At 58.7% G+C, this 26,013-nt stretch carries 26 protein-coding genes; 19 read left to right on the top strand and 7 right to left on the bottom strand.

Annotated features, from left to right (window positions below):
* Positions 1-147: 147 nt before the first annotated feature.
* The 8 genes from ACRZ94_RS16490 to ACRZ94_RS16525 all read left to right on the top strand — a co-directional run bounded on the left by ACRZ94_RS16490 (position 148) and on the right by ACRZ94_RS16525 (position 5,831).
* Entirely contained in the window at positions 148-369 is a 222-nt protein-coding gene (locus ACRZ94_RS16490; RefSeq protein ID WP_480655686.1) for a DUF2188 domain-containing protein, read from the top strand.
* A gap of 3 nt (positions 370-372) precedes the next feature.
* The gene (locus tag ACRZ94_RS16495; RefSeq protein ID WP_480655684.1) at positions 373-582 is read left to right on the top strand and encodes a hypothetical protein; all 210 of its coding nucleotides are present in this window, start codon (positions 373-375) and stop codon (positions 580-582) included.
* A gap of 223 nt (positions 583-805) precedes the next feature.
* Positions 806-2,125 (top strand): DNA (cytosine-5-)-methyltransferase, encoded by a 1,320-nt coding sequence (gene dcm, locus ACRZ94_RS16500; protein WP_480797856.1) that lies wholly within the window; start codon positions 806-808, stop codon positions 2,123-2,125.
* Positions 2,126-2,552: 427 nt separating this feature from the next.
* Positions 2,553-3,182 carry a LysE family translocator gene (locus tag ACRZ94_RS16505; RefSeq protein ID WP_480797857.1) on the top strand — a complete coding sequence of 210 codons (630 nt, stop codon included), beginning with the start codon at positions 2,553-2,555 and terminating at the stop codon, positions 3,180-3,182.
* Between the two features lie 179 nt (positions 3,183-3,361).
* On the top strand, positions 3,362-3,847 hold the full coding sequence (locus ACRZ94_RS16510) for a DUF6653 family protein (protein ID WP_480655679.1): 486 nt from the start codon (positions 3,362-3,364) through the stop codon (positions 3,845-3,847).
* Positions 3,848-4,081: 234 nt separating this feature from the next.
* The gene (locus tag ACRZ94_RS16515; protein WP_480655677.1) at positions 4,082-4,261 is read left to right on the top strand and encodes a hypothetical protein; all 180 of its coding nucleotides are present in this window, start codon (positions 4,082-4,084) and stop codon (positions 4,259-4,261) included.
* Positions 4,262-4,825: 564 nt separating this feature from the next.
* Positions 4,826-5,443: a hypothetical protein gene (locus ACRZ94_RS16520; protein ID WP_480797858.1), complete on the top strand. Its 618-nt coding sequence runs from the start codon at positions 4,826-4,828 to the stop codon at positions 5,441-5,443.
* Complete coding sequence (locus ACRZ94_RS16525; protein ID WP_480655673.1) at positions 5,373-5,831, top strand: hypothetical protein; 459 nt, start codon at positions 5,373-5,375, stop codon at positions 5,829-5,831. The genes ACRZ94_RS16520 and ACRZ94_RS16525 overlap by 71 nt, the downstream gene beginning before the upstream one ends.
* A 438-nt stretch (positions 5,832-6,269) precedes the next feature.
* Here the strand turns inward: ACRZ94_RS16525 and ACRZ94_RS16530 are convergent, their stop codons facing one another.
* Genes ACRZ94_RS16530 through ACRZ94_RS16545 form a run of 4 tightly spaced genes read right to left on the bottom strand, consistent with a single transcriptional unit; the run spans position 6,270 to position 9,040 of the window.
* Positions 6,270-6,653 (bottom strand): carboxymuconolactone decarboxylase family protein, encoded by a 384-nt coding sequence (locus ACRZ94_RS16530; protein WP_480655671.1) that lies wholly within the window; start codon positions 6,651-6,653, stop codon positions 6,270-6,272.
* Between the two features lie 17 nt (positions 6,654-6,670).
* Entirely contained in the window at positions 6,671-7,048 is a 378-nt protein-coding gene (locus ACRZ94_RS16535; RefSeq protein ID WP_480655670.1) for a hypothetical protein, read from the bottom strand.
* A gap of 16 nt (positions 7,049-7,064) precedes the next feature.
* Complete coding sequence (locus ACRZ94_RS16540) at positions 7,065-8,156, bottom strand: aromatic ring-hydroxylating oxygenase subunit alpha (protein WP_480655668.1); 1,092 nt, start codon at positions 8,154-8,156, stop codon at positions 7,065-7,067.
* Positions 8,153-9,040, bottom strand: a complete 888-nt coding sequence (locus tag ACRZ94_RS16545; RefSeq protein ID WP_480655666.1) for a MurR/RpiR family transcriptional regulator — start codon at positions 9,038-9,040, stop codon at positions 8,153-8,155. Before ACRZ94_RS16545 ends, ACRZ94_RS16540 begins: the two co-directional genes overlap by 4 nt.
* A 68-nt stretch (positions 9,041-9,108) precedes the next feature.
* Between ACRZ94_RS16545 and ACRZ94_RS16550 the strand changes: the two genes are divergently transcribed.
* The 4 genes from ACRZ94_RS16550 to ACRZ94_RS16565 all read left to right on the top strand — a co-directional run bounded on the left by ACRZ94_RS16550 (position 9,109) and on the right by ACRZ94_RS16565 (position 14,712).
* Positions 9,109-11,568 (top strand): FAD-dependent oxidoreductase, encoded by a 2,460-nt coding sequence (locus ACRZ94_RS16550; RefSeq protein WP_480655664.1) that lies wholly within the window; start codon positions 9,109-9,111, stop codon positions 11,566-11,568.
* Positions 11,565-12,209, top strand: coding sequence for a dimethylsulfonioproprionate lyase family protein (locus tag ACRZ94_RS16555; RefSeq protein ID WP_480797859.1), 645 nt, complete (start codon positions 11,565-11,567; stop codon positions 12,207-12,209). The genes ACRZ94_RS16550 and ACRZ94_RS16555 overlap by 4 nt, the downstream gene beginning before the upstream one ends.
* Positions 12,210-12,329: 120 nt before the next feature.
* Complete coding sequence (locus tag ACRZ94_RS16560) at positions 12,330-13,433, top strand: mandelate racemase/muconate lactonizing enzyme family protein (RefSeq protein WP_480655660.1); 1,104 nt, start codon at positions 12,330-12,332, stop codon at positions 13,431-13,433.
* Between the two features lies 1 nt (position 13,434).
* A complete protein-coding gene (locus ACRZ94_RS16565) occupies positions 13,435-14,712 on the top strand; it encodes an aspartate aminotransferase family protein (RefSeq protein ID WP_480797860.1) in 1,278 nt (425 codons plus the stop codon).
* Positions 14,713-14,938: 226 nt separating this feature from the next.
* Here the strand turns inward: ACRZ94_RS16565 and hemC are convergent, their stop codons facing one another.
* Entirely contained in the window at positions 14,939-15,898 is a 960-nt protein-coding gene (gene hemC / locus ACRZ94_RS16570) for a hydroxymethylbilane synthase (RefSeq protein WP_480797861.1), read from the bottom strand.
* 107 nt (positions 15,899-16,005) lie between these two features.
* Here hemC and hemE point away from each other — a divergent pair, with 107 nt between their 5' ends.
* The gene (gene hemE, locus ACRZ94_RS16575) at positions 16,006-17,040 is read left to right on the top strand and encodes a uroporphyrinogen decarboxylase (protein ID WP_480797862.1); all 1,035 of its coding nucleotides are present in this window, start codon (positions 16,006-16,008) and stop codon (positions 17,038-17,040) included.
* A gap of 79 nt (positions 17,041-17,119) precedes the next feature.
* Here the strand turns inward: hemE and ACRZ94_RS16580 are convergent, their stop codons facing one another.
* Entirely contained in the window at positions 17,120-18,208 is a 1,089-nt protein-coding gene (locus ACRZ94_RS16580; RefSeq protein WP_480797953.1) for a CaiB/BaiF CoA transferase family protein, read from the bottom strand.
* A gap of 160 nt (positions 18,209-18,368) precedes the next feature.
* Between ACRZ94_RS16580 and ACRZ94_RS16585 the strand changes: the two genes are divergently transcribed.
* From ACRZ94_RS16585 to uvrC, 6 genes are all read left to right on the top strand, one after another.
* Entirely contained in the window at positions 18,369-19,298 is a 930-nt protein-coding gene (locus ACRZ94_RS16585; RefSeq protein WP_480797863.1) for an ABC transporter ATP-binding protein, read from the top strand.
* Positions 19,295-20,056 carry an ABC transporter permease gene (locus ACRZ94_RS16590; RefSeq protein ID WP_480797864.1) on the top strand — a complete coding sequence of 254 codons (762 nt, stop codon included), beginning with the start codon at positions 19,295-19,297 and terminating at the stop codon, positions 20,054-20,056. The genes ACRZ94_RS16585 and ACRZ94_RS16590 overlap by 4 nt, the downstream gene beginning before the upstream one ends.
* Before the next feature lie 113 nt (positions 20,057-20,169).
* A complete protein-coding gene (locus tag ACRZ94_RS16595) occupies positions 20,170-20,967 on the top strand; it encodes a S49 family peptidase (protein ID WP_480655648.1) in 798 nt (265 codons plus the stop codon).
* 168 nt (positions 20,968-21,135) lie between these two features.
* Complete coding sequence (locus tag ACRZ94_RS16600) at positions 21,136-22,098, top strand: calcium/sodium antiporter (protein ID WP_480797865.1); 963 nt, start codon at positions 21,136-21,138, stop codon at positions 22,096-22,098.
* An 18-nt stretch (positions 22,099-22,116) separates the two neighbouring features.
* Positions 22,117-22,896, top strand: coding sequence for an SDR family oxidoreductase (locus tag ACRZ94_RS16605; protein WP_480797866.1), 780 nt, complete (start codon positions 22,117-22,119; stop codon positions 22,894-22,896).
* 290 nt (positions 22,897-23,186) lie between these two features.
* Entirely contained in the window at positions 23,187-25,061 is a 1,875-nt protein-coding gene (gene uvrC / locus ACRZ94_RS16610) for an excinuclease ABC subunit UvrC (protein WP_480797867.1), read from the top strand.
* Here the strand turns inward: uvrC and ACRZ94_RS16615 are convergent.
* Entirely contained in the window at positions 25,058-25,942 is an 885-nt protein-coding gene (locus tag ACRZ94_RS16615) for a DMT family transporter (RefSeq protein WP_480797868.1), read from the bottom strand. The genes uvrC and ACRZ94_RS16615 overlap by 4 nt on opposite strands.
* Between the last annotated feature and the right edge of the window lie 71 nt (positions 25,943-26,013).

The raw sequence follows: 26,013 nt of genomic DNA on the forward strand, positions 1-26,013 counted from the left end.
TGAATCAAAGCGGCGCAGCTCATAAGGGAGTGCGCCGTAAGATGCAATGATATTATCATGTGTCAGTTAACTTGACAAATCAAGACGTAAGATCATATGATACAATATCGGTCGTCAATGGTGGGGCCGTGTCAAATGGAGACAGAAATGTCCAAGAACCAGTATGTCGTTCGCAATGGCGACAAATGGGGCGTTCGCGGCGAAGGCAACGAGCGTCTGACCAAGAGCTTCGACACTCAGTATGAAGCTATCGACTATGGGCGTGATATTGCCCGCAATCAGGGTGCCGAGCTGCGTATCCAAGGTGAGAACGGGCAGTTCCGCGAAGCCTGGAGCTACGGCAACGACCCCTATCCTCCGAAAGGCTGAGCAATGATCAAGATGAAATACAAAGGCAGAACTTTCACCAATGGCCGCTCTCTTGCGAACGCCATGACACGGGACTTCAACAACGAGATCGAGCGCAAGGTTCGGCAAGCTGCGGCTTCCTCGGGCGTCCGCGTCCGCAAAACTCACAAGGGTTTTGAACTCGAAGGCGATGCAAACAGTATGACCCGGTTTAACAACCGGCTGGGGCGTTGATCGCCCGGAAAACCTCCCTCGTTTCCAAAACTTAGGCGTGTCTCATTTTTATGAGCGCGCCTTTTTTGTTGGGGTGAGCGCGCCCTTTCCCCGGCTTGTTCTAAGAGTGACGTGTTGTTAATGCAGGTCAGAACAAAATGTGAACAATTGCAGAAACAGGGTGGTCAAATCATCTGGGACTCTTTATGACATATTGTCAATAAATGACACAGGGGTATTGAGCATGAACGCGCATCCACGCACCGAATTTGGAGAGTTGATGGACCGCGCCGGTCTGGGCATCGAGGAAGCGGCCAGCTTCCTAGGGATCAGTGACAGGACGGTGCGGCGGCATGTCAAAGGTGAGGGCAAACGCATCGACGCCCTGAAGCTGGAAAAGCTGCGCGAGATTGCAAATTCCCGTTGTACAAAGGGCCGTGCTACAGGATTCCGGTTCATTGACCTCTTTGCGGGAGTGGGTGGAATCCGGATTCCGTTCGAGGAAATCGGTGGCCGCTGCGTCTTTACCGCCGAGTGGGACCGCTTCAGCCGGGAAACCTACAAGGCGAATTTTCCGGAACCGGCTGACAGCGATCATGTTTTCGCGGAAGATGTGCGCCCATGGGCCAACGATCCTGCAAAAATTCCCGCGCATGATGTGTTGCTGGCAGGGTTCCCTTGTCAGCCGTTTTCCATTGCCGGTGTGAGCAAAAAGAATGCACTTGGCCGTCCACATGGCTTTCTCTGCGATACCCAGGGGACACTGTTCTACGATCTGGCCAAGATCATCGACCACCACCGCCCGCCCGCGTTCCTGCTGGAGAATGTGAAGAACCTTGAGCGTCATGACGGCGGCAAGACCTTCGCCACAATCATGCATGTTCTGGAGAACGAGCTGGGCTACAAGGTCTCCTATCGAGTTATCAGCTCGACCCCGTGGGTGCCGCAGAAGCGTGAGCGCATCTTCATTGTCGGCTTCAAGGATCACAGCATCGAGTTTGATTTTGACCAGCTCGCCATCCCCGAAGGCGACGGCCCTACCCTCGGGACGATCCTCGATAAGAAAGTCGATCCGAAATACACCCTGACGGAAAACATGTGGACCTACCTCCAAGGGTACAAGGAAAAGCACCGCAGCGCCGGAAACGGCTTCGGATTTTCCCTGTTCGGGCCAAATGACGTGGCCCGCACCCTGTCAGCCCGGTACTACAAGGATGGTTCGGAAATCCTGATCGCTCAGAAAGGCAACCGCCCGCGCAGGCTGACACCACGCGAATGCGCCCGGCTGATGGGCTTTGAGAAACCCGGCAAAACAGATTGGAAAATCCCCGTTTCTGACACTCAGGCCTATCGTCAGATGGGCAATGCGGTGGTTGTGCCGGTGGTGAAAGCTGTTGCGCAGCTCATGCAGCCGCGTATTGCGGACGCCATGGTGCTGGACGGCCGTGAAGTTTCCGAGGTCATGCAGGCACAACTCCCCTTGGCAGAACCGGGGGTCTATGCCGCAAGTGAAATGCCTGCCGAACATCTTGAAATGCTGGAGGCGGCACGCGCCGAGGCGTAATGCCCGCAGATATTGTCTCGCCTGCTACACGAAGCCGGATGATGTCCGGCATCCGTGGCAAGGACACGAAACCCGAGCTGGCGATCCGTTACCGCAACGTGGGCATTTCAACAGGAAGCCCCTACGGAGTGCGGTGCGCATGCCCCTTGGGGCACAAGTTTAGCTCTTTGAGGCTCGTGTTTCGCCCGGAAACCTCGAATTCGGCCAGCGCAATTTGGTTCGAACTCTGGGTAATGGGCCGCCTAGGTAGTGGCAGGCGGGGCATGGGCTTATGCTGCGTTGCCTGGGAGATCCGCAGCGAGCCCAAATTACTCGATGCTGCACTATGCACAAATTCCTTTTCTGGAAACGCGCGGTGTGAAAGCACTTCCCAACTATGTTGGCTTTCGTGCAACGTGGACTGCGGTATACGGGAGGAGACCAACCAATGCCAATTGAGACCTGGACGTTATATGTTTTGACGGTTCTGGCGTTGATGAGCACACCGGGACCAAGTCAGTTGTTGATGCTCACCAACAGTGGTGTTCACGGCTTTAAGCGCTCGCTATCGACCGCCGCGGGTGACCTTTCAGCAAACGCCTTGCAGATGCTCGCGGCGGGTCTGGGATTAGCCGCGATAATCGCTGCCACTGCGACAGCCCTGACTGTCATTAAGTGGGCGGGCGTTGCATATCTGATCTGGTTGGGTATCCGCATGATAAAGCGAGCGAAACCAGATGACACGGGTGACCTTGCCGAACAACAGAAAGCTTCGCTGCAAACGCTTTGGCTCCAAGGCTTCCTAACTTCCGCTGCTAACCCGAAAGCCGTAGTATTCTTCGCGGCACTCTTTCCGCAATTCATTGCGAGCGAAGCGGCCTTTGGGCCGCAGTTCCTGATACTGTCCGCAACTTACATCGTCATAGACGGGCTCTTTCTTTCTGCCTATGGCATCGGATCAAGTTGGATAGTTAAACGATTCAAAGGCAGCGCACGTGTCTGGATCGAACGGATCGGTGGTGGCTTCATGATTGGTGCAGCGTTGCTTCTTGGGTTGAAGTCAATCTCGCGGCAATGAACAAAAAGATGACGTTCGTCAAGTTGCATGCGGCGGTGGCTTTGCCCGCGAGCAGCCATCGATGTGCCACGCAACTAAGGGCTGGTTGAAGCCCGACGCGTCAGTTGCTGCAGAGGAAACCGATGACCGGCGTATGAACTCGGATGGTGTCAAGGAAGCCTCCGCGCTAGTATTATGTCATGGCAGACATCTTCAAGGCAGCCGAGCGCCTGATGGCGATGGACGATGAGGCATGGGCCCGCCACGCGAACCCATGGAGCGTCTATACTCGCTTCAGCTGTCTGCCGTTCATTGCACTTGCGATCTGGTCGCGAGTCTGGCTTGGCTGGTGGGCACTGGCACCGTTAGCCTTGGCGATCCTGTGGACGTGGGCGAACCCGAGGCTGTTTGGTCCGCCAGCGAAGATGGACAGCTGGGCTGCCAAAGGTGTTATGGGCGAAAGACTGTTTCTCAAACGCAAAGTGGTTCCTATTGCTGAACATCACGTCCGCATGGCCAATATACTGACCGCGATGTCTGCCGTGGGAATGGTGATCCTCTTATGGGGTCTGATCGTCCTCGACCTGTGGGCGATCATTTGCGGTTTGGTGCTTTCGATCGGGCCCAAGGTTTGGTTCGTTGACCGCATGGTCTGGATATTCCACGACGCAAACGAATCCGCTTAGGGTTTGGCAACCAAAGCCATTATTCGCGCAGCCGCAGCGAAATCACACTTTGTCCCGCGATCTGTGAATTCGTATGACGGTTCCTTTGCACGAGCAGTGAATGGCCGGTTTGACGGGCCGCGTTGCAGCGTCCTCAAGGTCTGTCGAAGATCTGGAAAGGGCCGTTGGACGTATCGTGGAAAACGGCGCAGGGGCTTGTGTTGCGTCTGCACAGAGGTCTGCATAGAGCCCCAAATGACCGATGCCGCACCGTGCGCCAATGTCTGCTCTTCAGGTTGCGGCCAAAAACGTGACAAAATCAAACCGAGTTTTGCCAAGGTTTTGTGGCGCAAGATTTCTCAGTACTTGCGGGCGTATCGCTGCCAGTGGCAAAAAAGACCGTTTTTGACAGGACACAACAATATGTCTTTGTAACCACCCTTTCCGAGGCGCTCCCAAATTTCCAAAGACATGCTAAGCTAAGATGTATTTGATAAGCGGAGAAATTGGATGCCCATACGAACAGGAAGCAACTTCGAGATGAAAACGGAGAACGGGAAGCAGGTTTGGTACTGGACTGACAAGGTTGGCAGCCAATGTGGTTCGGATCGCAGATGGCGGTATGAAGTCCAAGTTGGTGACAGTGTGAGACAAGATGCCGGTACATGTCCGGACGGGAGCAAGTGGGCCGAAATGACTATTTCGGCTCTCGGCAATCCTGTGCAAGTGTAAATTCCACTATTCAGAAGCTGGAGAATGCAAGGCGGGGCCTCAACAAGAAGAGCGACGCCCAAAAAGTTGAAAAATCTGGTGCCACAAACCGTCGGGAAAACCACCATTGTTTTTGTAACGTTTTGTCCATCTGCGGATATTTGAGACAGAGGCCCACGTTTGGCGAATTGTGACGAGAGCACTTAATGATTAAAGCCATAACCCCACCCAATCCGGAAAACTTTGCCGAGGAAAACGCCCCTACTCGGGGCGTTTGGAAATACGTCGATGGAGAACCTGACGAATACACCTATTCGTCAAACTCTATCTTGTCCCTTTGGACAGAACTTTGATCCGTCGAACATTACCAAATCTAAGCTTCCGGCGATCACCTTTCAGCCATACTATCGAGAGAACACCTCTACGAGCGCACAGCTGGACGCCTATTTCGTGCGCAATCGGCGCGAACTAGAGATTATGATCGGCGTCTCTGGTCACGCCGAGGCGCGAGCACTTGGGGGAACCGGGCGGACCGAATACTCTTTCGACAATACGACCAAATTCACCCGGGATAGCGTGACGGTGATGGTTCACGCCAGCGCAATTTACGGCAGGCGTACCTTTGACCCCAACAAACCCACGGCTCTTAACGAAGTCGCTGCCGCCCTGTTGCAAGAAAACCAACAGGCCTTCGCAAAGCGTTACGGCACGCGCTACATTGGACAGGAACTTTATGGTGCGATGCTGGCGGTGGCTATCACCGTCGACGGTCTCGATTTCTCGACCAAGACAGATTTCATGTCGCAATCCTTTGGGAAGGGAAGTTGGGGCAGCCTTGGCGGAGACCGCCCTCGATGGCGTTCAGTCCTCCGCCGTATTAAAAAGTGCTCCCTCGGCGCGGCTTAGCGCGGTTCAGGCTTTCGCGCCGGAAGCGGCTGACTACTCTATCAACTTTTCCTACGGCGGCGAGCATCTCGTATCCTACACTTTGGTGACCCGCTGGAGCGACGGAGCAGTAAAAGAGCAACCGGGAAGAGGCACGCTGGGATGGTATTCAGTTCCGTTTGACGGCAGTGATGTGGATCCTTCCGACTTTGAGCGTAAGACACTCGCTTGGCTCGGTGGTCATCGCGGAAACTGGACGATCCACCAAAGCCTGAAGTTTATTGATCGCGCTAGCCGCACGTTCGAAGTACAGTTCCTTGACGCAGCATTCACCGCAAACGGTTCCGGCATCACCGGCGGTACGGTTGAATTCCTAGCCTCAAACGCGCAGGTTTCCTGGCGGTTCTGAGGAGGTGTAAATGAAAGCGCACATCAACGACCGGTTCGGGGACGGCCTCTGAATTGTGGCGATAAGGATGTCGCGAGAGCGAGCTTATGCTCGCGTTAGCGAATGCCCAAAATCGAACGGCGGCAAAGTCCGCACCTTTCCCATTCGTCGTCCTCGAGTTTTCGCAATTGCAGCGAATAGCTGCTAAGCGGGCTGCGACCACAGCATCAATGAGTAAGGACGAGTGACCGGTTTAGACCGTAAGCGCACAAATGTAAATTTCCGTATTGGCGCGTAGAGCCAATATAGGCTTTAGATGCCTATGCCGGAAGACGCCAATTTGGGGGTCAGATGCAACGCTTACGAGTGTTCGCTCATGGATCTGTTTGTGCAGCGCCCACGTGCATAGGGTGCGCGTTAAGACACGCCGCGCTCGTCCAAAGGCGAGGTCTCAGCGTATCACTCTGTTTCAAGGACTTTGCGCGCAGCCCGGAAGCACTCCAGCGCCTGCGGGACGCCGCAGTAGATGCCGATCACGTGGATGATGGCGCGGATTTCTTCTTTGGTGACGCCATTGTTGATCGCGCCTCTGCAATGAAGTTCCCATTCGTGCATTTTCCCCAAGGCACCGATCATCGACAGGTTCATCATTGATCGCGTCTTGGCGTCGATGACGTCATCGCCCCAGCCAAAGCCCCAGCACCAGGCCGTCATGGCCTCTTGAAACGGGCGGGTGAAGTCATCTGCCGCTGCCAGGTTCTTTTCCACATACTCGGCACCAAGGGTGTTTTTGCGTTGTTCCAGACCCTTCAGAAAAAGGTCTTCGTCGAAAGTATCGGCCATGTTCGGTCTCCGGTTCTTCAGTGTGTCAGGCGGTGTTTGTAGAGGTGATCATAGTGGGGTTTCATCCGGCGATGGACCTGTTTCACCCGGTCAGGTGCATCTTCGATCTCGATATACTTTCTGGGTTGCGGTGCAAGCCCGGTCGAGTTGGCGAGGTTGGCGTGAAATGACCCTCCGTCCCACCAACTGTGGGTAGATGGATCGCCGCCGACCGTCCAACTGAGGGCGTCCGCGACAAAGGGCACGTGTAACATCCAGCCATGTAACCCAACGGTTTCGGGGCACATGCGCAGAAAATCCGAGGGTGCCGCGTCAAAGTCGAAAGGTGGGCTGGTAAACCCCACCTGATATGGGAACAGCTTGTGTTCCGGACGCCAGGCTTCTGGCATCATCATGGGCGGCTTACCATCATCAAGGATCCACCGCCTCGCGCATCCATTGTTGCAGCCGGGCGATGGAATGCTCTGACATCACGCCGCATCCGGGGTCCAGTACCAGCGGTCCGGGGCGATATCCGCGGGACTTCAGGCCACGGTGGACGGATTCCACCAGATGGATGTCTTCTTCGACCGTGGTTTCACGGTCTTGCACCGCCAGTTGCCGGATCACGGCGCTTTCCGATCCGCCCTCGGTGTACCAGCCACGCCAGACGGTGCAGTGGTCGGCATCATCCGCGCGCCAGTGATAGGTGTTCAGAACATTGCCCGGGTAGCACTGGAATGAAAACATGGGCCAAAGAAACCAAGACTGATAGTCACCCGCATGGGGCACCGACAGGTCGATGGGATAGGTCATCTTGTCGAGGCTCTGACATTCGGTCGTGTGACGCAGCACATAGCCGCCGCCCGCATCGGGTTGAATGTCATAGGTCTCGGGCTTGACCACACCTTCGGCAAAGGTCGGGTGGTTGGTCGGGCAGTGATAGCATTCCGAGTAATTCTCGATACTGACTTTCCAGTTGCAGTTTTCGGGAATCTCGACCCATTCCAGCGGTTCCAGATCATCGATATGGGGAACGAACGCGCGGATTTCCTCGCGCACGCCGGGATACCATTCATCCATGGGCGCGGCGTTATCGTCGAGATTTACGAAGATAAAGCCGTTGAACACTTCGGTCCGAACCGAGGTCAGGCAAATGGCTCTGCGGTCAAAGCCGGGGACGGATTTGATATTGGGGCCTGCGCGCAGTTGCCCGGACAGTTCATAGGTCCAGGCGTGATAGGGGCAGACGACCACGCGGGTGTTGCCCGCGCCGGTCACCATTTCATGCGCGCGGTGCTGGCAGACGTTGTAAAAGGTTCGGATTTCCCCGTCGCGACCACGTATACAGAACAGGTTCTGCCCTGCTATTTCGAAGGCAAAATAATCCCCGGTTTCCCGCACTTGCGCCACATGGCCCGCAAATTGCCAGGTTCGGGCCAGAAGTCCCTGCATCTCCTGTTCGAAAATCGCGGGATCAGTGTAGAACCGCGCGTCCAATGAATGGGTCAGGGGGGCGTTCATTCGGGCTCCTCCGCGTAAATGCCAAGCTGGTGTCTGCGTTGGTGAAACCGCTCCACTCGCTCGACGATCTCATCGCTGGAGACCGCAATCACAAAGGACAGCAGCGTTTCCAGCAAAGCGATGGTCGTAACAGAGGACGGAAAGAATTGCGGCGTATCGGCGGCAATGACAAAACCATGATGCGCCCCAAGGACAATGGGGCTGGCTGGGCTGTCCGAGATACCGATCACAGTCATCCCCTGTTCGCGCGCCAGTTTAACGGCCTCAATCACTTCGGTCCGATAGGGGTGGCAGGTCATGGCAATCAGCACGTCCTGATCATCCGCCCAGGCCAGATCATCTACCGGGGTCGAGCCAGGCCGGGGGATGGCGTGGAATTGCTTCATTCCCGTTGAGGCCAGATAGGTGAAATTCCGCGCGTTTGCGTTGTTGACGCCCACACCCAGCGTAAAAATCTGGCGGCAATTCCAGATATCCTCGGCTGCGGCTTTCAGGCTGGATGCGTCGATTGCGGCAAAGGTTTCCTCGATATTGCGGATCGTGGCGCCGATCATGTCGGCATAAAGCCCGCCCAGCTCACCGGACTTGCCGATATCCTGCAACCAGCGGGCGCGGTCCGGAAACGACACGACGCCTTTGCGAATCGCATCGCGGAAGGGCGCGCGGAAATCCTCATAGCCTTCAAAGCCAACCTGCCGGGCCATACGGACAAAAGTGTTGGGTTTGACCTTCGCGGCCTCGGCAATTTCGCGCACGGTCGAAACCCCAACGTCCGCTGGGTTTTCCAGCACATATCGCGCGGCCTTTTGCGCTTCGGGCGTCAGGGCGTCCCATTCGGCGCTCAGGCGGTCGAGAACGGTTGATGATACATTTGTGTCATTCATGATTGACGATGGTACAAATGTGGAATTAGCCTGTCGAGCAGAAAAGCGACTCGGGAAGAGGAAATGTCATGTCCGAGAAGAAATTGCCCACCCACGCCCGCGTGGTCATCGTAGGAGGCGGCGTCATGGGGGTCGGTCTGGCCTATCATCTGGCGCATGAAGGCTGGGGCGAGGATACCGTCCTGCTGGAAAAGGCCGAGCTGACCAGCGGCAGCACATGGCACGCGGCGGGTCAGATCACGCATTCGACCTCAAGCTTTGGGCTGGGCAAATGCGTGGACTACAACATCGGTCTCTACTCCGGCGCGTTGGAGGCTGAAACCGGCCAACCGGTGACATGGCATGGCTGCGGCTCGTTCCGTCTGGCCTATACCGAGGATGAGATGGACTGGCTGCGCCATACTTTGTCGGTGGGCCGTTCGCTGGGGTTCAACATTGAACTGGTCGGCCCTGAGAAGGTGGCCGAGCTGCATCCGTTCTACAATCTCGACGGGGTCTTGGGCGCGCTGCACACGCCGGATGATGGGCATGTCGATCCAACCAATGTGACCATGGCGATGGCCGCGGGTGCACGCGAAAAGGGCGTCCGCATCTTCCGCAACTGCCGCGCCACCAACATCACGCAGGCCGAGAGTGGTGAGTGGGTGGTCGAAACCGAGCAAGGCACCATCACCTGTGAACATGTGGTGAACGCGGGCGGCACCTATGCGCGTCAGATGGGCGAATGGTCGGGGCTGCAATTGCCGATGACCTCGATGACCCACCATTATTTCGTGACTGAGCCGGTGCCCGAGTTCCAGAATCTGGACAAAGAGCTGCCTGTGATCCGCGATGACCGCAAGGTTTCGGGCTATATCCGGATGGAGCAGCAGCGCGGGTTGATCGGGATATACGAGAAGGAAAACCCGAACTCGGTCTGGCATGATCATTGTCCTTGGGAGTACGAAAACTGGCTGTTCGATGCCGACTACGACCGGGTGATGCCGTGGCTTGAGGAAAGCCTGAACCGGATGCCGATCTTTGCTGAGCTGGGCATCCAACGTGACGTGCATGGGGCGATCTCGCATCCGCCGGACGGGAACCCTCTGATCGGGCCCGCGCCGGGGGTTCGAAACTACTGGTGCTGCTGCGGGACGCAGATCGGCATCGGTTGGGGCCCGGGCCTTACGCGCGAACTGGCGCGATGGATGGTGCATGGGGCCGCCGATATCTCGATGCGGGAATTCGACCCGCGCCGGTTTGGCAGCTATGCCACCAAGGACTGGCAGGTGATCAAGGCCGAGGAAGACTATTGCCTGCGCCACGAAATTCCCTTCCCGCATTTCAACCGATTGGAGGGGCGTCCGATCAAGCCGTCACCGCTTTATGATCTGCTGAACTCCAAAGGCGCGGTGCATGAGGAAGTCTACGGCTTCGAACGCCCCCGCTGGTTCGCGCGGGATGGGGTCGAACAGCGCGATCACTATTCCTTCCGCCGTACCCCAGCAGACGACATGGTCGCAGCCGAGGTTAAAGCGGTGCGTGAGCGCGTCGGCATCATGGATGTGACAGCCTTTACCAAGGTCGAGGTCTCTGGCCCGGGGGCCTATGCGTTGCTGGATCACCTGACTGCGAACCGAATGCCACAAAAGGTGGGCTCGATCACGCTGACCCATATGTTGAACCGTCGGGGCCGGATCGAGTTGGAGACTACGATTGTCCGCATGGCCGAAGATCGCTTTTATCTGGTCTGCGCCGCGTTCTTCGAACAGCGCCTGCTGGACCATCTGCGCGGCGCAAGAATTTTCGACGAAAATTCTGTCGACATCGTCGCCCTTTCGTCCGATTGGTCAGCCTTGTCGCTGAACGGCCCCCGCGCGCGTGACGTGCTGGCGCGCTGCACCGATGCTGATCTGACCAATGCCGGATTCCGCTGGCTGTCTGCGCAGGACATCACCATCGCGGGCCATCAGGTTTGGGCCTTCCGCATGTCTTACGCTGGTGAGCTGGGTTGGGAACTGCACATGCCTAGCGCCGCCTGCCGTGACGTCTACACTGCGCTTTGTGCGGCGGGTGAACCCTATGGCATCGCCGACTATGGCAGCTTCGCCATGAACGTGATGCGAATGGAGAAGGGTTTCAAAGGCGCAGGTGAATTGACCAATGAGGTCACTCTGGCCGAGGCCGACGTGCTGCGCTTTGCCCGCAGCGATAAGGACTATCTGGGCAAGGACAAGACCCTGAACACCGATCTGCCCTGGATCTGCGCCTATCTGGAAATCGAACCCGATGGTGAGATCGATGGTCATGGCGGCGAAGCAGTAATGCTGAATGACCAGGTTGTCGGCGCGACAGCTTCGGTGGTTTACGGTCACACCGTCGGCAAAATCCTGGCCTTCGCCTATGTCAAACCCGAAGCCGCGACGCCCGGCACCAGGCTGCAGGTGATCATACACGGCAGCCCCCGTGCTGCGCGGGTGCTGGGCGAACCTGCCTATGACCCGCAGAGCCTCTTGCCCCGTACTGATGCCCTAATGGAGACCGCATGACAAACCCGCCGCATATGGACTTGCTTACACCCAATCCCCCCGTCCTGGAAAATCAGCGTCAAACCATGACGCTTGACGATGTTCTGACCGCAGCGCAAAACCTGCACCAGATGCATCCTGATCTGGCCGGGTTTGGAGATTGGCCAACCGATCTGGAGCCTGCGGATGTGCCCCCCAACGTGATCCCCGCCGTGCCTTTGGTCCAAACCACCGAGGTGACTGACGGCCCCACCAAAGCGCTGGCTCAGGCGATCTGTGCAACTGCGCATTTGGCGGATTGGAAGCTCACCTATTCCGAGGACGAAGTCGGAGCGGACTTCCTGAACCGCTATGGCTACTACGAATTGTTCGGCCCTACCGGTCATTTCCGTTCGACCCAATTGCGCGGCTACGTGGCTTTTTGGGGTGCGGGCCTGCAATATGACTGGCACTGCCATGAAGCCGAGGAACTCTATCTGGTCCTTGCCGGAGGCGCGCGCTTCAGGGTTCAGGGCAACGACGCCGATCTGACCGTGAATCAGACACGCTTGCACGCCAGTTGGCAAAGTCACGCGATGACCACGTCCAGCCAGTCGATCCTGACGTTCATATTGTGGCGCGGAGAGGGGCTGAGCGGTCTTCCGCAGATGGGCGCGGCATGAGGAGGAGAGGATCCGCATCTTCATCTGGCCAAAAATATCCCGGGGCGTGAATTGGCCGCAGGCCAAGAGAGGGGCTGGCCCCTCTGACGGCACTCCGCTCAAACAGGAAAGGCGGGCTTTATGAAAGTCACCAAGATAACCCTCTGGTCCGTCGACCTGACCAGCCACGAAACCTACCACATGGCCGAGGGTAAAACCTGTGCCACCGTCAAATCCCACATCCTGTGTCTGGAAACCGATACCGGTCTGAAAGGCTGGGGTGAGGTCTGCCCGATCCCCCATTACCTGCCCGCCTATGCCAACGGTGTTCCGGCTGCAGTCGCGGAAATGGGGCCAGAGATCCTTGGTATCTCACCGTTCGGAGCCGACGCGCCGATGCGCAAGCTCGACGGGTTCCTGCAAGGCCATCGCTACGCGAAATCGGCGGTCGATATCGCCTTGTGGGACTTGTTCGGGCAGGCCACCGGCCAGCCGGTTTATGCCCTGCTGGGTGGACGTACGCGCAAGGACATGCCGCTCTATCATTCGATCACCTGCATCGCCCCGGATGACATGGCGCGGATTGCGCAGACTGCCTATCAGACCGGCATTCGCCAGTTTCAGGTCAAGCTGGGGGTCGAAGCCGATTGGCAGGCAGATGCGGAGCGTCTGATCAAAGTGCGCGAGGCCGTGGGGCCGGGGCCGCTGGTCTATGGCGACTGGAATTGCGGGGCGTCACGCCTTCAGGCCACGCGCACGGGCCGCGCTGTGGCGCATCTGGACGTGATGCTGGAACAGCCCTGTAAAACGCTGGATGATTGCGCGGCGGTCCGGCAGGCGACCGGGTTGCCCATGAAGATCGATGAAAACGCCCATGATCTGGCTTCGCTGCTGCGTTCCCATGAACTTGGCTGCATGGATGCGGTGGCGCTGAAACTGTCCAAGTTTGGCGGGCTGTCGGCCATGCGCCGGGCGCGGGATCTGACCGTGCACTTGGGGGCTGAGATCTGCGCTGAATGCACATGGGGGTCCGATGTTGTCACGGCGGCTTCATTGCATTTCGCGGCCTCGACCCCGCATGGATCACTGATGAACACATGCGATCTGTCATCTTATGTGTCACCGCGCCTGTGCCCGGATGCGCCAAACCGCGACAATGGCCGAATAGCCCCGCCCGAAGGTCCGGGCCTTGGTGTCACCCCCGACCCCGAAACCCTTGGTTCCCCGATATTGGAGATCGTGTGAGATGCTCAAGATCAACACTCAATCCGAATGGATCGCCCGCGCGACTGATGTATTGCCCGCCGGTGGGTTTGGCAATTTCGATCCCGGTATCATCATCGCTCGTGGCGAGGGTAGTCACGTCTGGGATGAGGACGGCACCGAATACATCGACTACCTGATCGGCTCGGGCCCGATGTTGCTGGGTCATGGCCACCCCGAGGTGATGGAGGCCGTGCTGGAACAACTGCCCAGGGGCATGACCTTCTTTGCCAACAACGCCAAAGGCATCGAACTGGCCGGAGCGATCATCGACGCGGTACCTTGCTGCGAGCAGGTGCGCTTTGTCGCCTCGGGCGGTGAGGCGGATATGTATGCAATCCGTCTGGCGCGCGCCTATACGGGCCGCAACAAAATCCTGAAATTCGAAGGCGGCTATCACGGCATGAGCGCCGAGGCACAGATGAGCCTTGCGCCCAGCCGCCGCGTCAATTTCCCTCAGGCGGTGCCAGACAGCGCCGGTATTCCCGAAAGCGTGGCCGAACAGATGCTGATCGCACCATTCAACGACCTCGAGGCCGTGGCGGCCCTGCTGGACGAGCATGACGACATCGCCGCGATCATGGTCGAGCCGTTGCAGCGGATCATCCCGCCCCTACCCGGATATTTGCAAGGGCTGCGCGACCTGTGCGACAAACACAATGTCCTGCTGATCTTTGATGAGATCGTCACCGGGTTCCGTCTGGCCTATGGCGGTGCGCAGGAGCGGTACGGGGTCACGCCCGACATCTGTACGCTGGGCAAGATCATCGGCGGGGGGTTCCCCTTGGCCGCGCTGGGCGCAAGTGCCGAGATCATGCAGCATTTCGACAAGGCCAAAGTGGGCGAAGAGGGCTGGCTGATGCAATTGGGCACTCTGTCCGGCAATCCGGTGGCCTCAGTCGCGGGGCTGAAAACCATGGAGGTTCTGCGCCGTGACGGTGTCTATGATCAGTTGCGCGCGACCGGGGCCGCCTTGCAGCAAATGCAGGTCCAGGCGCTGACCAAGGCTGGCATCCCGCACCGGATTTGCGGCGATGAAACCCTGTTCGACATCTACTTTACCGATGCGTCCTGTCGCGACTATCGCAGCGCCAAGCATGACGATCCTGCGTGCAATACGCTCTACAACGATACGTTGCGCACGCATGGGATCTTCAAATCCCCCGGCAAGCTTTACCCGTCTCTGGCGGTGACCGAGGCTGATCTGGACCAAACGCGGATTGCGGTGTCGCATGCGGTGCAGGCAATCAGCGCCGCGTAACGATGGATTCGAGAAAACAAAATGGGCCGCTGCCCGATTTGGACAGCGGCCCGAACCACCTGGATATCAAGGTCTGGTCTCGCCCCCTCGAATACCACTTACTCAAAGAAACTACACTAAAACTATCGACTTTTTCGAGACTGAACCAACATCTCAGGTGGTGTGATACCGTTATGCCATCTTAACCGGAGGGGCACAGTGAAGTAGTTCACATTGAATAAAATTTTCAGCTTTTCCAGTCAAAAAAGCCGGGACCGGCTTGGTTTAGCAGGGTCTGAGCCATGGCGCGGCCCATCTCGGCCCCGTCCGCCACGGCACCCGTGACCTCTTCGGTGATGGATTCAGACCCATCGGGGCGCAAAACCTCGCCGCGCAGACGCAGCTGGTTGCCTTGCAGTTCGGCCAGACCGGCAATCGGGGTTTCGCAGGACCCGTCCAATGCCGCCAGCAGGGCGCGTTCAGCCGTCAGACGGTGCCCGGTTTCCATGTCATGGATCGCTTCAAGCATACAAGCTGCGCGGGAATCGTCGCTGCGGCGTTCGATGCCGATTGTGCCTTGGGCGATGGCGGGCAGCATGTCTTCGGGTGCGATCGCGGTGGCGGGGACCTCGTCCATGCTCAGCCGGCGGATACCGGCCATGGCCAAAAAGGTGCAGTCGGCCACGCCATCGGCCAGTTTCCTCAGACGGGTCTGCACATTGCCGCGAAATTCCACCACGTTCAGGTCGGGACGCCGGTTCAGCAACTGCGCCCGACGGCGCAGCGAAGACGTGCCGACCACTGCGCTGTGCGGAAGGTCGTGGATCGAGTTCAGGCTGGGAGAGATGAACGCATCGCGCACATCCTCGCGTGGCAGGAACGTATCCAGCACCAGACCTTCGGGCTGATCAACCGGCATGTCTTTGGTAGAGTGTACGGCGATATCGATATCACCGCGCAGCATCGCCTCTTCGATTTCTTTGGTGAACAGGCCCTTGTTGCCGATCTCTTTCAACGGTCGGTCCGCGTCGATCATGGCGCGGTTGTCGCCGGTGGTTTTGATCACCACGATCTCGAACGCCTCGTCAGGCAGGTCGAACGCGGCACCCAGCCGTTGCCGGGTTTCATAGGCTTGTGCCAACGCCAGAGGCGATCCACGGGTGCCGATTTTCAGAGGTGAGGCGGGTGTGGGCAGGTTCAGTGTCATACGCACAGCTTTAGTCGCGTCACATTGCCCTGACAATGGGGGCATGGCTTGACAAATTGCCGCCGAACGAGGACCCGTTGCGGCAAACCGGATGATTGGGGGCAAAGATGGCCGAGACAAAAAAACTGCTGCGGGCGCTTGCGGGTGAGGTGCAGGATGTGCCGCCGATCTGGATGATGCGGCAGGCGGGACGCTATTTGCCCGAATATCGCGCGATCCGGGCGCAGGCCGGGGATTTCCTGTCCTTGTGCTATAATCCCGAGTTGGCCGCCGAAGTGACCCTGCAACCGATCCGTCGTTACGGGTTCGACGCGGCGATTCTGTTTGCTGACATTCTGCTGGTACCGCAGGCGCTGGGCGCGGATTTGTGGTTCGTGACCGGCGAAGGGCCGCGCCTGTCGACCATCACTCAGCAGGCGGAGTTTGATGCGCTGAAACCGGTCTCAGATATTCATGAGACCCTGTCGCCCGTTTATGAAACGGTACGCATTCTGTCGCGGGACTTGCCGTCCGAGACAACACTGATCGGTTTCGCGGGCGCGCCATGGACGGTGGCCACCTACATGATTGCCGGGCGCGGAACGCCGGATCAGGGCCCCGCGCATGCGCTGCGCGAAGAAAACACAGCCCTGTTCGAGGCGCTGTTGGAGCGGATTACGCTGGCGACGATCGAATACCTTTCCGCTCAGATCGAAGCCGGGGCCGAGGTGGTCAAGATATTCGACAGCTGGGCCGGGTCGCTGAAAGGCGACGCGTTCCAGAAATACGCGGTTGAGCCGTGCCGGGTGATCACACAGGCCATCAAGGCGCGCCATCCCGGTATTCCGGTGATCGGCTTCCCGCGTGAGGCGGGCGACGGCTATATCGGTTTCGCCAAGGCCACCGGTGTGGATTGCGTGGCGCTGGACAACTCGGTCTCGCCGGATTGGGCGGCAGAGCATGTGCAGGTGGATGGTTGTGTTCAGGGCAATCTGGCTTCGTCGCATATGGTGACGGGCGGGCAGGCGCTGGTGGATGAGACGCGGCGGATTGTCGAGGCGTTCTCAAAGGGGCCGCATATCTTCAACCTTGGCCACGGGATCACGCCGGATGCGGATCCTGAGAACGTGCAGTTGATGATCGATACGGTGCGCGGGCGGTAAGCAAGGGAAGGGGCCAGCCCCCTTCTTGGCCTGCGGCCAATTCATCCCCCGGGATATTTTTGGACAGATGAAGGGCGGATCAGCGCCGGATTCCGAGGTCTTTGAGGATGTCTTTGGTGTGCTCGCCACGTTTCGGGCTGGGTTTGGGATGCCAGTCATGATTTGTGAACCGCGGGGCGGCGGCGGTTTGCAGTGTTCCGTCCGTGTCTCGCCAGGTTTGACGGGCCGTGTTCATGGGGTGGGCGGCGGCCTCGGTCAGGCTGAGCACGGGGGCGACGCAGGCATCCGAGCCTTCAAAGAGGGTGGCCCAGTGGTCGCGCGGTTGGCTGGCAAAGAGCCGGGCCAGACGTTCGGTGAGTTTGGGCCATGTTGAACGGTCGTATTGGTGTTGGAAGTCGGGGTCGTCTGACAGCCCCAGTTTGTCCAGAAACAGTGCGTAGAATTTGGGTTCCAGACATTGAACTGTGACGAAACCTCCGTCGGCGCAGGTGTAGGTTCGGCTCCAATGCGGGCCGTCCAGCAGGCTTTGGCCGCGCGTATCTGACAGGTTGCCGGTTTGGCCAAGGCTGAGCAGCAGGTTCATCATATGGGCCGAGCCGTCATAGATGGCGGCGTCAACCACGGTGCCCTGACCTGTTCGCTGTGCGTTCAGTAGGCCAGCCAGCAGGCCCGCGACCAGATACAGGGCGCCGCCGCCGATATCCCCGACCAATGTCGCCGGGGTTTGCGGCGGGTGGCCCGGAGGGGAGCCGTACCAGAGGGCCCCCGACAGCGCGATGTAGTTCAGGTCATGCCCGGCGGTGTCCGACAACGGGCTGTCCTGACCCCAGCCGGTCATCCGCCCATAGACCAGCCTTGGGTTCAGCGCATGGCAGGCGGCGGGTCCAAGGCCGAGTTTTTCCATCACACCGGGGCGGAAGCCTTCGATCAGCGCGTCGGCGGACGCGATGAGGTGTTTGGCAATCTCCAGATCGGCGGGATCTTTCAGGTCCAGATCGATCGAGCGCTTGCCCCGGTCCAGAATCGACCGTTCCGGCATTCCCGGTGTCACGGCCTGCCCCTTGCGGTGGATGGTGATCACGTCCGCGCCCATATCTGCCAGAAGCATGGCGGCAAAGGGGGCGGGGCCCAGGCCCTCGACCTCGATAATCCGAAACCCGTTTAGCATTTGACGCCCCTTCCGGTGAATTGCCCGCAGGGTTTCGGCATCGATGGCAAATTGCAAGACCCCTGTCCCGGCAAGCAAAAAAGCGCAGAACCCTGTGCGGAATTGGCCTGTTCTGCGCTGTATCGTCGGGGTAGGGTCGCCCGCAGAACAGGAAAATTGCATGACCACCATTCTTTCGATCAAGGATTTGCGCAAATCCTATGCCGATGGGTTCGAGGCGCTGAAAGGCGTCTCGCTGGATATTGAGCAGGGGGAAATCCTTGCGCTTTTGGGGCCCAACGGGGCGGGCAAGACGACGCTGATCTCGACCATTTGCGGGATCACCACGCCCAGTTCCGGGTCTGTGACAGTGGGTGGGCATGATATTCAGGCCGAGTTTCGCGCGGCGCGCCGGATGATCGGGTTGGTGCCGCAGGAGATCGCGCTGGAGCCGTTCGAGAAGGTCTGGAACACAGTGCGGTTGTCGCGCGGTCTGTTTGGTCTGGGTCGCGACGACGCAAAGATCGAAGAGATTCTGCGCAAACTGTCCCTGTGGGACAAACGCAAGAACGCGATCAAGGAACTGTCTGGTGGCATGAAGCGCCGGGTGTTGATCGCCAAGGCGCTGGCGCATGAGCCGCGCGTGCTGTTTCTGGACGAGCCGACCGCCGGCGTTGATGTCGAACTGCGCAAGGACATGTGGGAGATCGTGGCCGAGCTGAAACAGGCGGGTGTCACCATTATCCTGACCACGCACTATATCGAAGAGGCTGAGGCCATCGCCGACCGGGTGGGTGTCATCGACAAGGGGCAGCTGCTGCTGGTGAAGGACAAGGACGCGCTGATGGCGCAGATGGGCACAAAGCAGATCGAGGTCATGCTGACCGCGCCCATCACGGCCATTCCGGCCAGTCTGGCGGCGCATAATCTGGTGCTGAACGGTGCGGGGGATGCGCTGGTCTATACCTATGACATCCATGCCGATCGCACTGGCATCACCACCTTGTTGAATGATGTGGCGCAGGCGGGGCTGGTGTTGCGCGACGTGCAGACCCGTCAATCCAGCCTGGAAGAGATTTTCGTCAATCTGGTGTCGGGAGAACCCGCATGAACTGGTCCGCCATTGCCGCCATCTACCGGTTCGAAATGGCCCGGTTCTTTCGCACACTGGCGCAGAGCTTTCTGTCTCCGGTCCTGTCGACCTCATTGTACTTCGTGGTTTTTGGCACCGCCATCGGCAGCCGAATTCAAGAGGTCGAGGGCGTGTCTTACGGGGCTTTCATCGTGCCGGGGCTGGTTATGCTGTCGGTGGTGACACTGGCCATTTCCAATGCCTCGTTCGGGATTTATTTCCCCAAATTCCTTGGCACGATCTATGAGCTTTTGTCGGCCCCGGTGAACTTCATCGAGATCGTGATTGGCTATGTTGGGGCGGCGGCGACCAAGGCGTTGTTCGTGGGGATGGTCATCCTTGTCACGGCTTCGTTCTTTGTGGATTTACGCATCGAACATCCCGTTGCGATGGCGGCGTTTCTGATCCTGACTTGCCTCAGCTTTTCATTGTTGGGGTTCATCATCGGTATCTGGGCCAGCAATTTCGAACAGATGTCTTTGGTGCCGCAGCTCGTGGTGACGCCTCTGATCTTTCTGGGCGGAACATTCTATTCGATCTCGATGCTGCCGCCGGTGTGGCAGACCATCACCCTGTTCAATCCGGTGGTCTATCTGATCTCGGGCTTTCGGTGGTCGTTCTACGGGCTGGCAGATGTCCCGATCGGGTTCAGCCTGCTGGCCATTGTCGCCTTTACCGGCCTGTGTCTGGGCATCATCGGATGGATATTCAAAACTGGATGGCGCATTCGCAGCTAGGGTGCGACGGGCGTTGCATTTTTGCCCACTGACCCTAGGAAATGTGTTCACGTCGCATCTATCACGAAGCGCGTCCCTTGTTTACCCGTAGGGCGCACTCTACATCGGCACCCATGAAACTGCGCCTGCCCTTCACGAAAAAACAACCCTGCGTGGCCGTTGTGCGGCTGTCCGGTGCCATCGGAATGGCTGGGCGCGGGTCGATGTCCGACACCACGCTAGCCCCCGTGCTTGAAAAAGCGTTTCGCAAGGGTAAGCCTGCCGCTGTTGCGCTGGAACTGAACTCGCCCGGTGGATCGCCGGTGCAAAGTTCTTTGATCGGGGCGCGTATCCGGCGGCTATCCGAGGAATTGAACGTACCTGTCATTGCCTTTGTCGAGGATGTAGCAGCCTCGGGCGGGTATTGGCTGGCGGCGGCGGCGGATGAGATTTACGCCGATGACAGCTCGGTTCTGGGGTCTATCGGGGTGATCTCGGCGGGTTTTGGCGCGCATGTCCTGCTGAAACGGCAGGGGATCGAACGGCGGGTGCATACGGCGGGGCAGTCGAAATCCATGCTCGATCCGTTCTCGCCGGAAAAGAAAGAGGATGTCGCGCGACTCGAAGGGTTGCTGGCCGACATTCACGAGAATTTTATTGACCATGTGAAAACCCGCCGTGGCGGCAAGCTGGACGAAACGCAGGACCTCTTTACCGGAGAGGTCTGGCTGGCACGCCGCGCGCAGGCGCTGGGCCTGATCGACGGAATAGCCCATCTGAAACCCAAGATGCAGGAACGGTTTGGCGACAAAGTCAGGTTCCGCCGCTATGGCCTGCGCAAACCGTTCTGGTCGCGCTTTGGGGCCTCGCTGGCGCAGGACGCCATCGCCGGGCTTGAGGAGCGCGCCGCCTATGCGCGTTTCGGGTTGTGATGTGATTATCAAGATTGTCACCCTCTTTCTGATCGCCATGGGTGTTTTGGCGATGTTCGGCAAGCTGCGCTTTCCGGGGCAGAAGAGGTTGCAATCGTCCAGATGTCCGCGCTGCGGGCGCTTTCGGATCGGCAAAGGCCCGTGCGCCTGCGAAAAAGGAGGCCGCACATGACGGCGTGGCTGTTATCCGGCCTTGGATTACTGATCCTTTTGCTGGCGGGCGATGCGCTGGTGCGGGGTGCAGTCAACCTGAGCCTGCGCATGGGCGTGCCCGCACTGATCGTCAGTCTGACGATTGTGGCCTTTGGAACCTCGGCGCCCGAATTGCTGATTGCGATCAGCGCGATCAAGGAAAACGCGCCCGGCATCGCGCTGGGCAATGTGGTTGGGTCAAACACGGCGAATATCCTTTTGGTGCTTGGGGTGCCCGCTTTGTTGGCCACCTTGCACACCAGTGAGTGTGACAGCCGCAAGAACTATGCCTTTATGTTGGCGGCTTCGGTCCTGTTCATCGGGCTGGCCTTCTTTGGTGTGTTCACTCTGCTCAGCGGGGCTATCCTTTTGGCCGCGCTTGCACTGGTTTTGTGGAACGCCTTTGCCGAGGCCAAGGCCCACCGCAAAGCCTGTGGTGAGGCCTGCGCGGATGACGAAGAACTGGACGGCCTGGAAGAGGCCGATCCGAACATGCCCTACTGGAAGATCTCGATCTATCTGGTGCTGGGCCTGATCGGGTTGCCCATGGGGGCGCATCTGCTGGTCGAATACGCCACCGTCATTGCCCGCACCTATGGGGTCAGTGAAACGGTGATTGGCCTGACGCTGGTGGCGGTTGGAACATCGCTGCCCGAACTGGCCACTACGGTGATGGCCGCGCTGCGGCGCCAGGCCGATGTGGCGCTGGGCAATGTGATCGGGTCGAACATGTTCAACCTGTTGGCCATTGTCGGCATCGCCACACTGGTTGGCCCCATTCCTGTCGACCCGGAATTCCTGAAGTTCGATCTGTGGGTCATGCTGGGTGCATCGCTTTTGCTGATCCCCTTCGTGTTTTTCAAAAAAGATATCACGCGGGCGTGGGGTGTGGTGTTGACCCTGCTCTACGCGGTCTACATCGTCACCCTGTTGGTGTGACGTGACGGAGACCCATACATGACCCGAGCCTTAGTGACCGGAGCCGGCATTCGCCTTGGCCGGGCCATGGCGCTGTATCTGGCGCAGCGCGGATATGATGTGGCGGTGCACTACGCATCTTCGGAACAGCCTGCCGCCGAGGTCGTGGCCGAAATTCAGGCAATGGGCCGCAATGCTGTGGCGCTGCAGGCGGATCTTCTGGACGAGGATCAGGTGCAGGCGTTGCTGCCCCGCGCGGCAGAGGCGCTGGGCGGGCCGATCACCTGTCTGGTGAACAATGCGTCGATCTTTGAATATGACAATGTCCACACCGCCACACGACAAAGCTGGGACCGGCATCTGGACAGCAATCTGCGTGCACCGTTCGTGCTGACCCAGGCGATGGCGGGACAGGGGCTGGAGCCGGATACCGACGCGGCTGGTGAGCCTGTTGCCAGCGGTCTGATCGTCAACATGGTGGATATGCGGGTGCGCAAGCTGACGCCTGAATTCATGTCCTACACCATTGCCAAAATGGGTTTGTGGGCGCTGACCCAAACGGCGGCGCAAGCGCTGACGCCTGCCATTCGCGTTAATGCCATCGGACCGGGCCCGACCATGCAGGGGCATCACCAAAGCGAAGAACACTTTCAGGCGCAGCGAAAAAACACTGTGCTAGGACGGGGATCGAACCCGTCGGATATAACTGCGGCGCTGGGATACTTTCTGGATGCGCATGCCATTACCGGGCAGCTTTTATGCGTGGATGGCGGGCAGCATCTGGGCTGGAAAACACCCGACGTTTTAGGTGTCGAATAGGTATTTCGCGTGCAAGTTTTGCACCGCTCTCATTTCCGTTACCAACGCGTTACAAAATTGTCTTGTTTTTCATGCACTTGTCATGTGTACAAAAATATTACAATTGAAATCAATTAGTTATGTGATTGCCTATTTTTTGTGCAGATCAACGAAAGCCCAAGTATTCAAGGGAAAATCCGCGATCCCTGAAACTTATCTGCATAGTTATCCACAGAAATGGTGGATTTGTTTTCCCTTGCGTTGAAACGCACAAGATTGCAGCCGCGGGCAGGGAATCATATCACTGACCTATGACAGCCCAGAACGACTCGACCCCGGACATTCCGATCACCGGCTATGCCTGCATTCAGCGTTATGTGAAAACGCTGGATAACTCGCCCGGCGTGTACCGGATGCTGGATGCGGACAGCCGGGTTCTGTACGTGGGCAAGGCGCGGAACCTCAAGGCGCGGGTGTCGAATTACACACGGCCTGGCCATTCCGGCCGGATCGAGAAGATGATCGCCTCGACCGCCTCAATGATGTTTCTGACCACGCGGACCGAGACCGAGGCGCTGCTGCTGGAACAGAACCTCATCAAGCAGCTGAAGCCGAAATACAACGTGCTGCTGCGCGATGATAAGAGTTTCCCGAACATCCTTGTGGCAAAGGATCACGGCTTTCCGCAGATCAAGAAACATCGCGGGGCCAAGAAGGAAAAGGGTGCCTATTTCGGTCCCTTCGCCAGCGCGGGTGCAGTGAACCGCACGCTGAACCAGCTGCAAAAGGCGTTCCTGCTGCGCAACTGCTCAGATTCCATGTTCGACAGCCGCACACGGCCCTGTCTTCTGTATCAGATCAAACGTTGTTCGGGGCCGTGCGTAGGGCTGATCTCGGAAAGCGACTACCGCGAAAGCGTCAAGGATGCCGAACGGTTCCTGTCAGGCCGCTCGACCAAGGTACAGGAGGAGCTGGCCGAGCAGATGATGGCCGCCTCCGAGGCGATGGAGTTCGAACGCGCCGCCAGCCTGCGTGACCGTATCCGGGCGCTGACGCAAGTGCAGACCTCCCAAGGCATCAATCCGCGGGGCGTAACCGAGGCGGATGTGATCGGCCTTTATATGGATAGCGGGCAGGCCTGTGTGCAGGTGTTCTTTATCCGCGCCAACCAGAACTGGGGGAACAAGGACTTTTACCCTCGGGTCGGGGCGGATGTGTCCGCTGCCGAGGTGATGGAGGCCTTCCTCGGTCAGTTCTACGACAACAAGGAACCGCCGCGCCAGTTGATCCTGTCGGACGGGGTTGCAAACGCTGATCTGATGCAGGACGCGCTGTCGGAAAAAGCCGGGCGCAAGGTTGAAATCCTCGTTCCCCAACGTGGCGAGAAACAGGAACTGGTCGCCGGAGCCCTGCGCAACGCGCGCGAGTCACTGGCGCGGCGTATGTCGGAAAGCGCCACGCAAGCCAAGCTGCTGCGCGGTGTGGCCGAGGCGTTTGATCTGGACAGCCCGCCAAGCCGGATCGAGGTCTATGATAACTCCCATATCCAGGGCACCAACGCGGTGGGCGGGATGATTGTGGCCGGCCCCGAGGGGTTCATGAAAAACGCCTATCGCAAGTTCAACATCCGGGGCGATGACCTGACCCCCGGCGATGATTTCGGCATGATGAAAGAGGTTCTGACCCGCCGTTTCACCCGCCTGCAAAAGGAAGACCCGGATCGCGACAAGGGCCACTGGCCTGACCTGTTGCTGATCGATGGTGGTGCAGGGCAGGTCAGTGCCGTGCATGAGATCATGGTGGAACACGGCGTCGAAGACATCCCGATGGTCGGCGTGGCCAAAGGCGTGGACCGCGATCACGGCAAAGAGGAATTCCACCGTATCGGTCAACGCGCCTTTGCGCTGCAACGCAACGATCCGGTGCTGTATTTCATTCAACGCTTGCGGGATGAGGCGCACCGCTTTGCCATCGGCACCCATCGTGCGAAACGGGCCAAGGCCGTAGGGGCGACGCCTCTGGATGAAATCCCCGGCGTGGGCGCGGCGCGCAAACGCGCCCTGTTGACCCATTTCGGCAGCGCCAAGGCGGTCAGCCGTGCCAATCTTGCGGATCTGAAGGCGGTGGACGGAATCTCAGCCGGGTTGGCGCAGAAGGTCTATGATTTCTTCCACGATAAGGGCTAGGCCCGCCGCCCGCGCCACAGGATATAAAGGCCCGAGGCAACGATCAGCGCGCTGCCGATCCACATGGTTTGATCCAGCCGCTCATCAAACATGACCACGCCCAGCCCGATCCCGAACAGCAATCGCGAATAACGGAACGGGGTCACGGACGACACCTCGCCCGTGCGCATCGCCTTCATCAGCGACGCATAGGCCATCACGCCCATCACAATTGCGCCGCTCATGTGCAGGCTGACATGTGCGGTCAGGGGCTGCATCGGCGTTCCCTCCCAAAACCGGTACAACAGACCGGCGGCGATGATGCAGAGAAAGCCGTAGAAGCCCAGAACCTCGGTCCCCAACGAGGCGGGCGCGGCACGACTTGCCAGATCGCGACCGGCAAAGCCCAGCATGCCCAGCACCGCAAGGATGGACAGGGCCGAGAAACTGTCTCCGGTCGGTTGGATGATGATGACGACACCCACAAGACCGATCAGAATCGCGCTCCACCTTCGCCAGCCGACGGTTTCGCCAAACACCACCGCAGCCCCGGCGACGACGACCAGAGGCGTGGCCTGCAGGATGACCGTGGCCGCGGATAGCGGCGTCAACGCAATCGCAAGCACATAGAAAAGCCGCCCCAGGATTTCGAACACCACGCGTATTTTCATCGGGCGTGACAGCACATCCGGCTGAAACAGGCGCGTGCCGCGTATCAACGCCACGGCGGCATAGATCACCGCGCCGCCCGCGCCAAACAGCACCAGCACCTGCCAGATCGGGATCGCCGCCGAGGCGGCCTTGATCAGCGCGTCCTCAAGCGCGAACAGGGCCATCGCGGCGATCATCCACGCGCTGCCGATCAGGTTGGATCGGGGGTCGGTCTGAATATGGGCTGTCATTGCGTGCGGTCGCTCCTGCGGCAGGGGCCAATCTGGCGGCAAAGCCGCCTCGCGCCAAGAGGTATCTGATC

This window comes from Ruegeria sp. CH10, assembly GCF_056537125.1.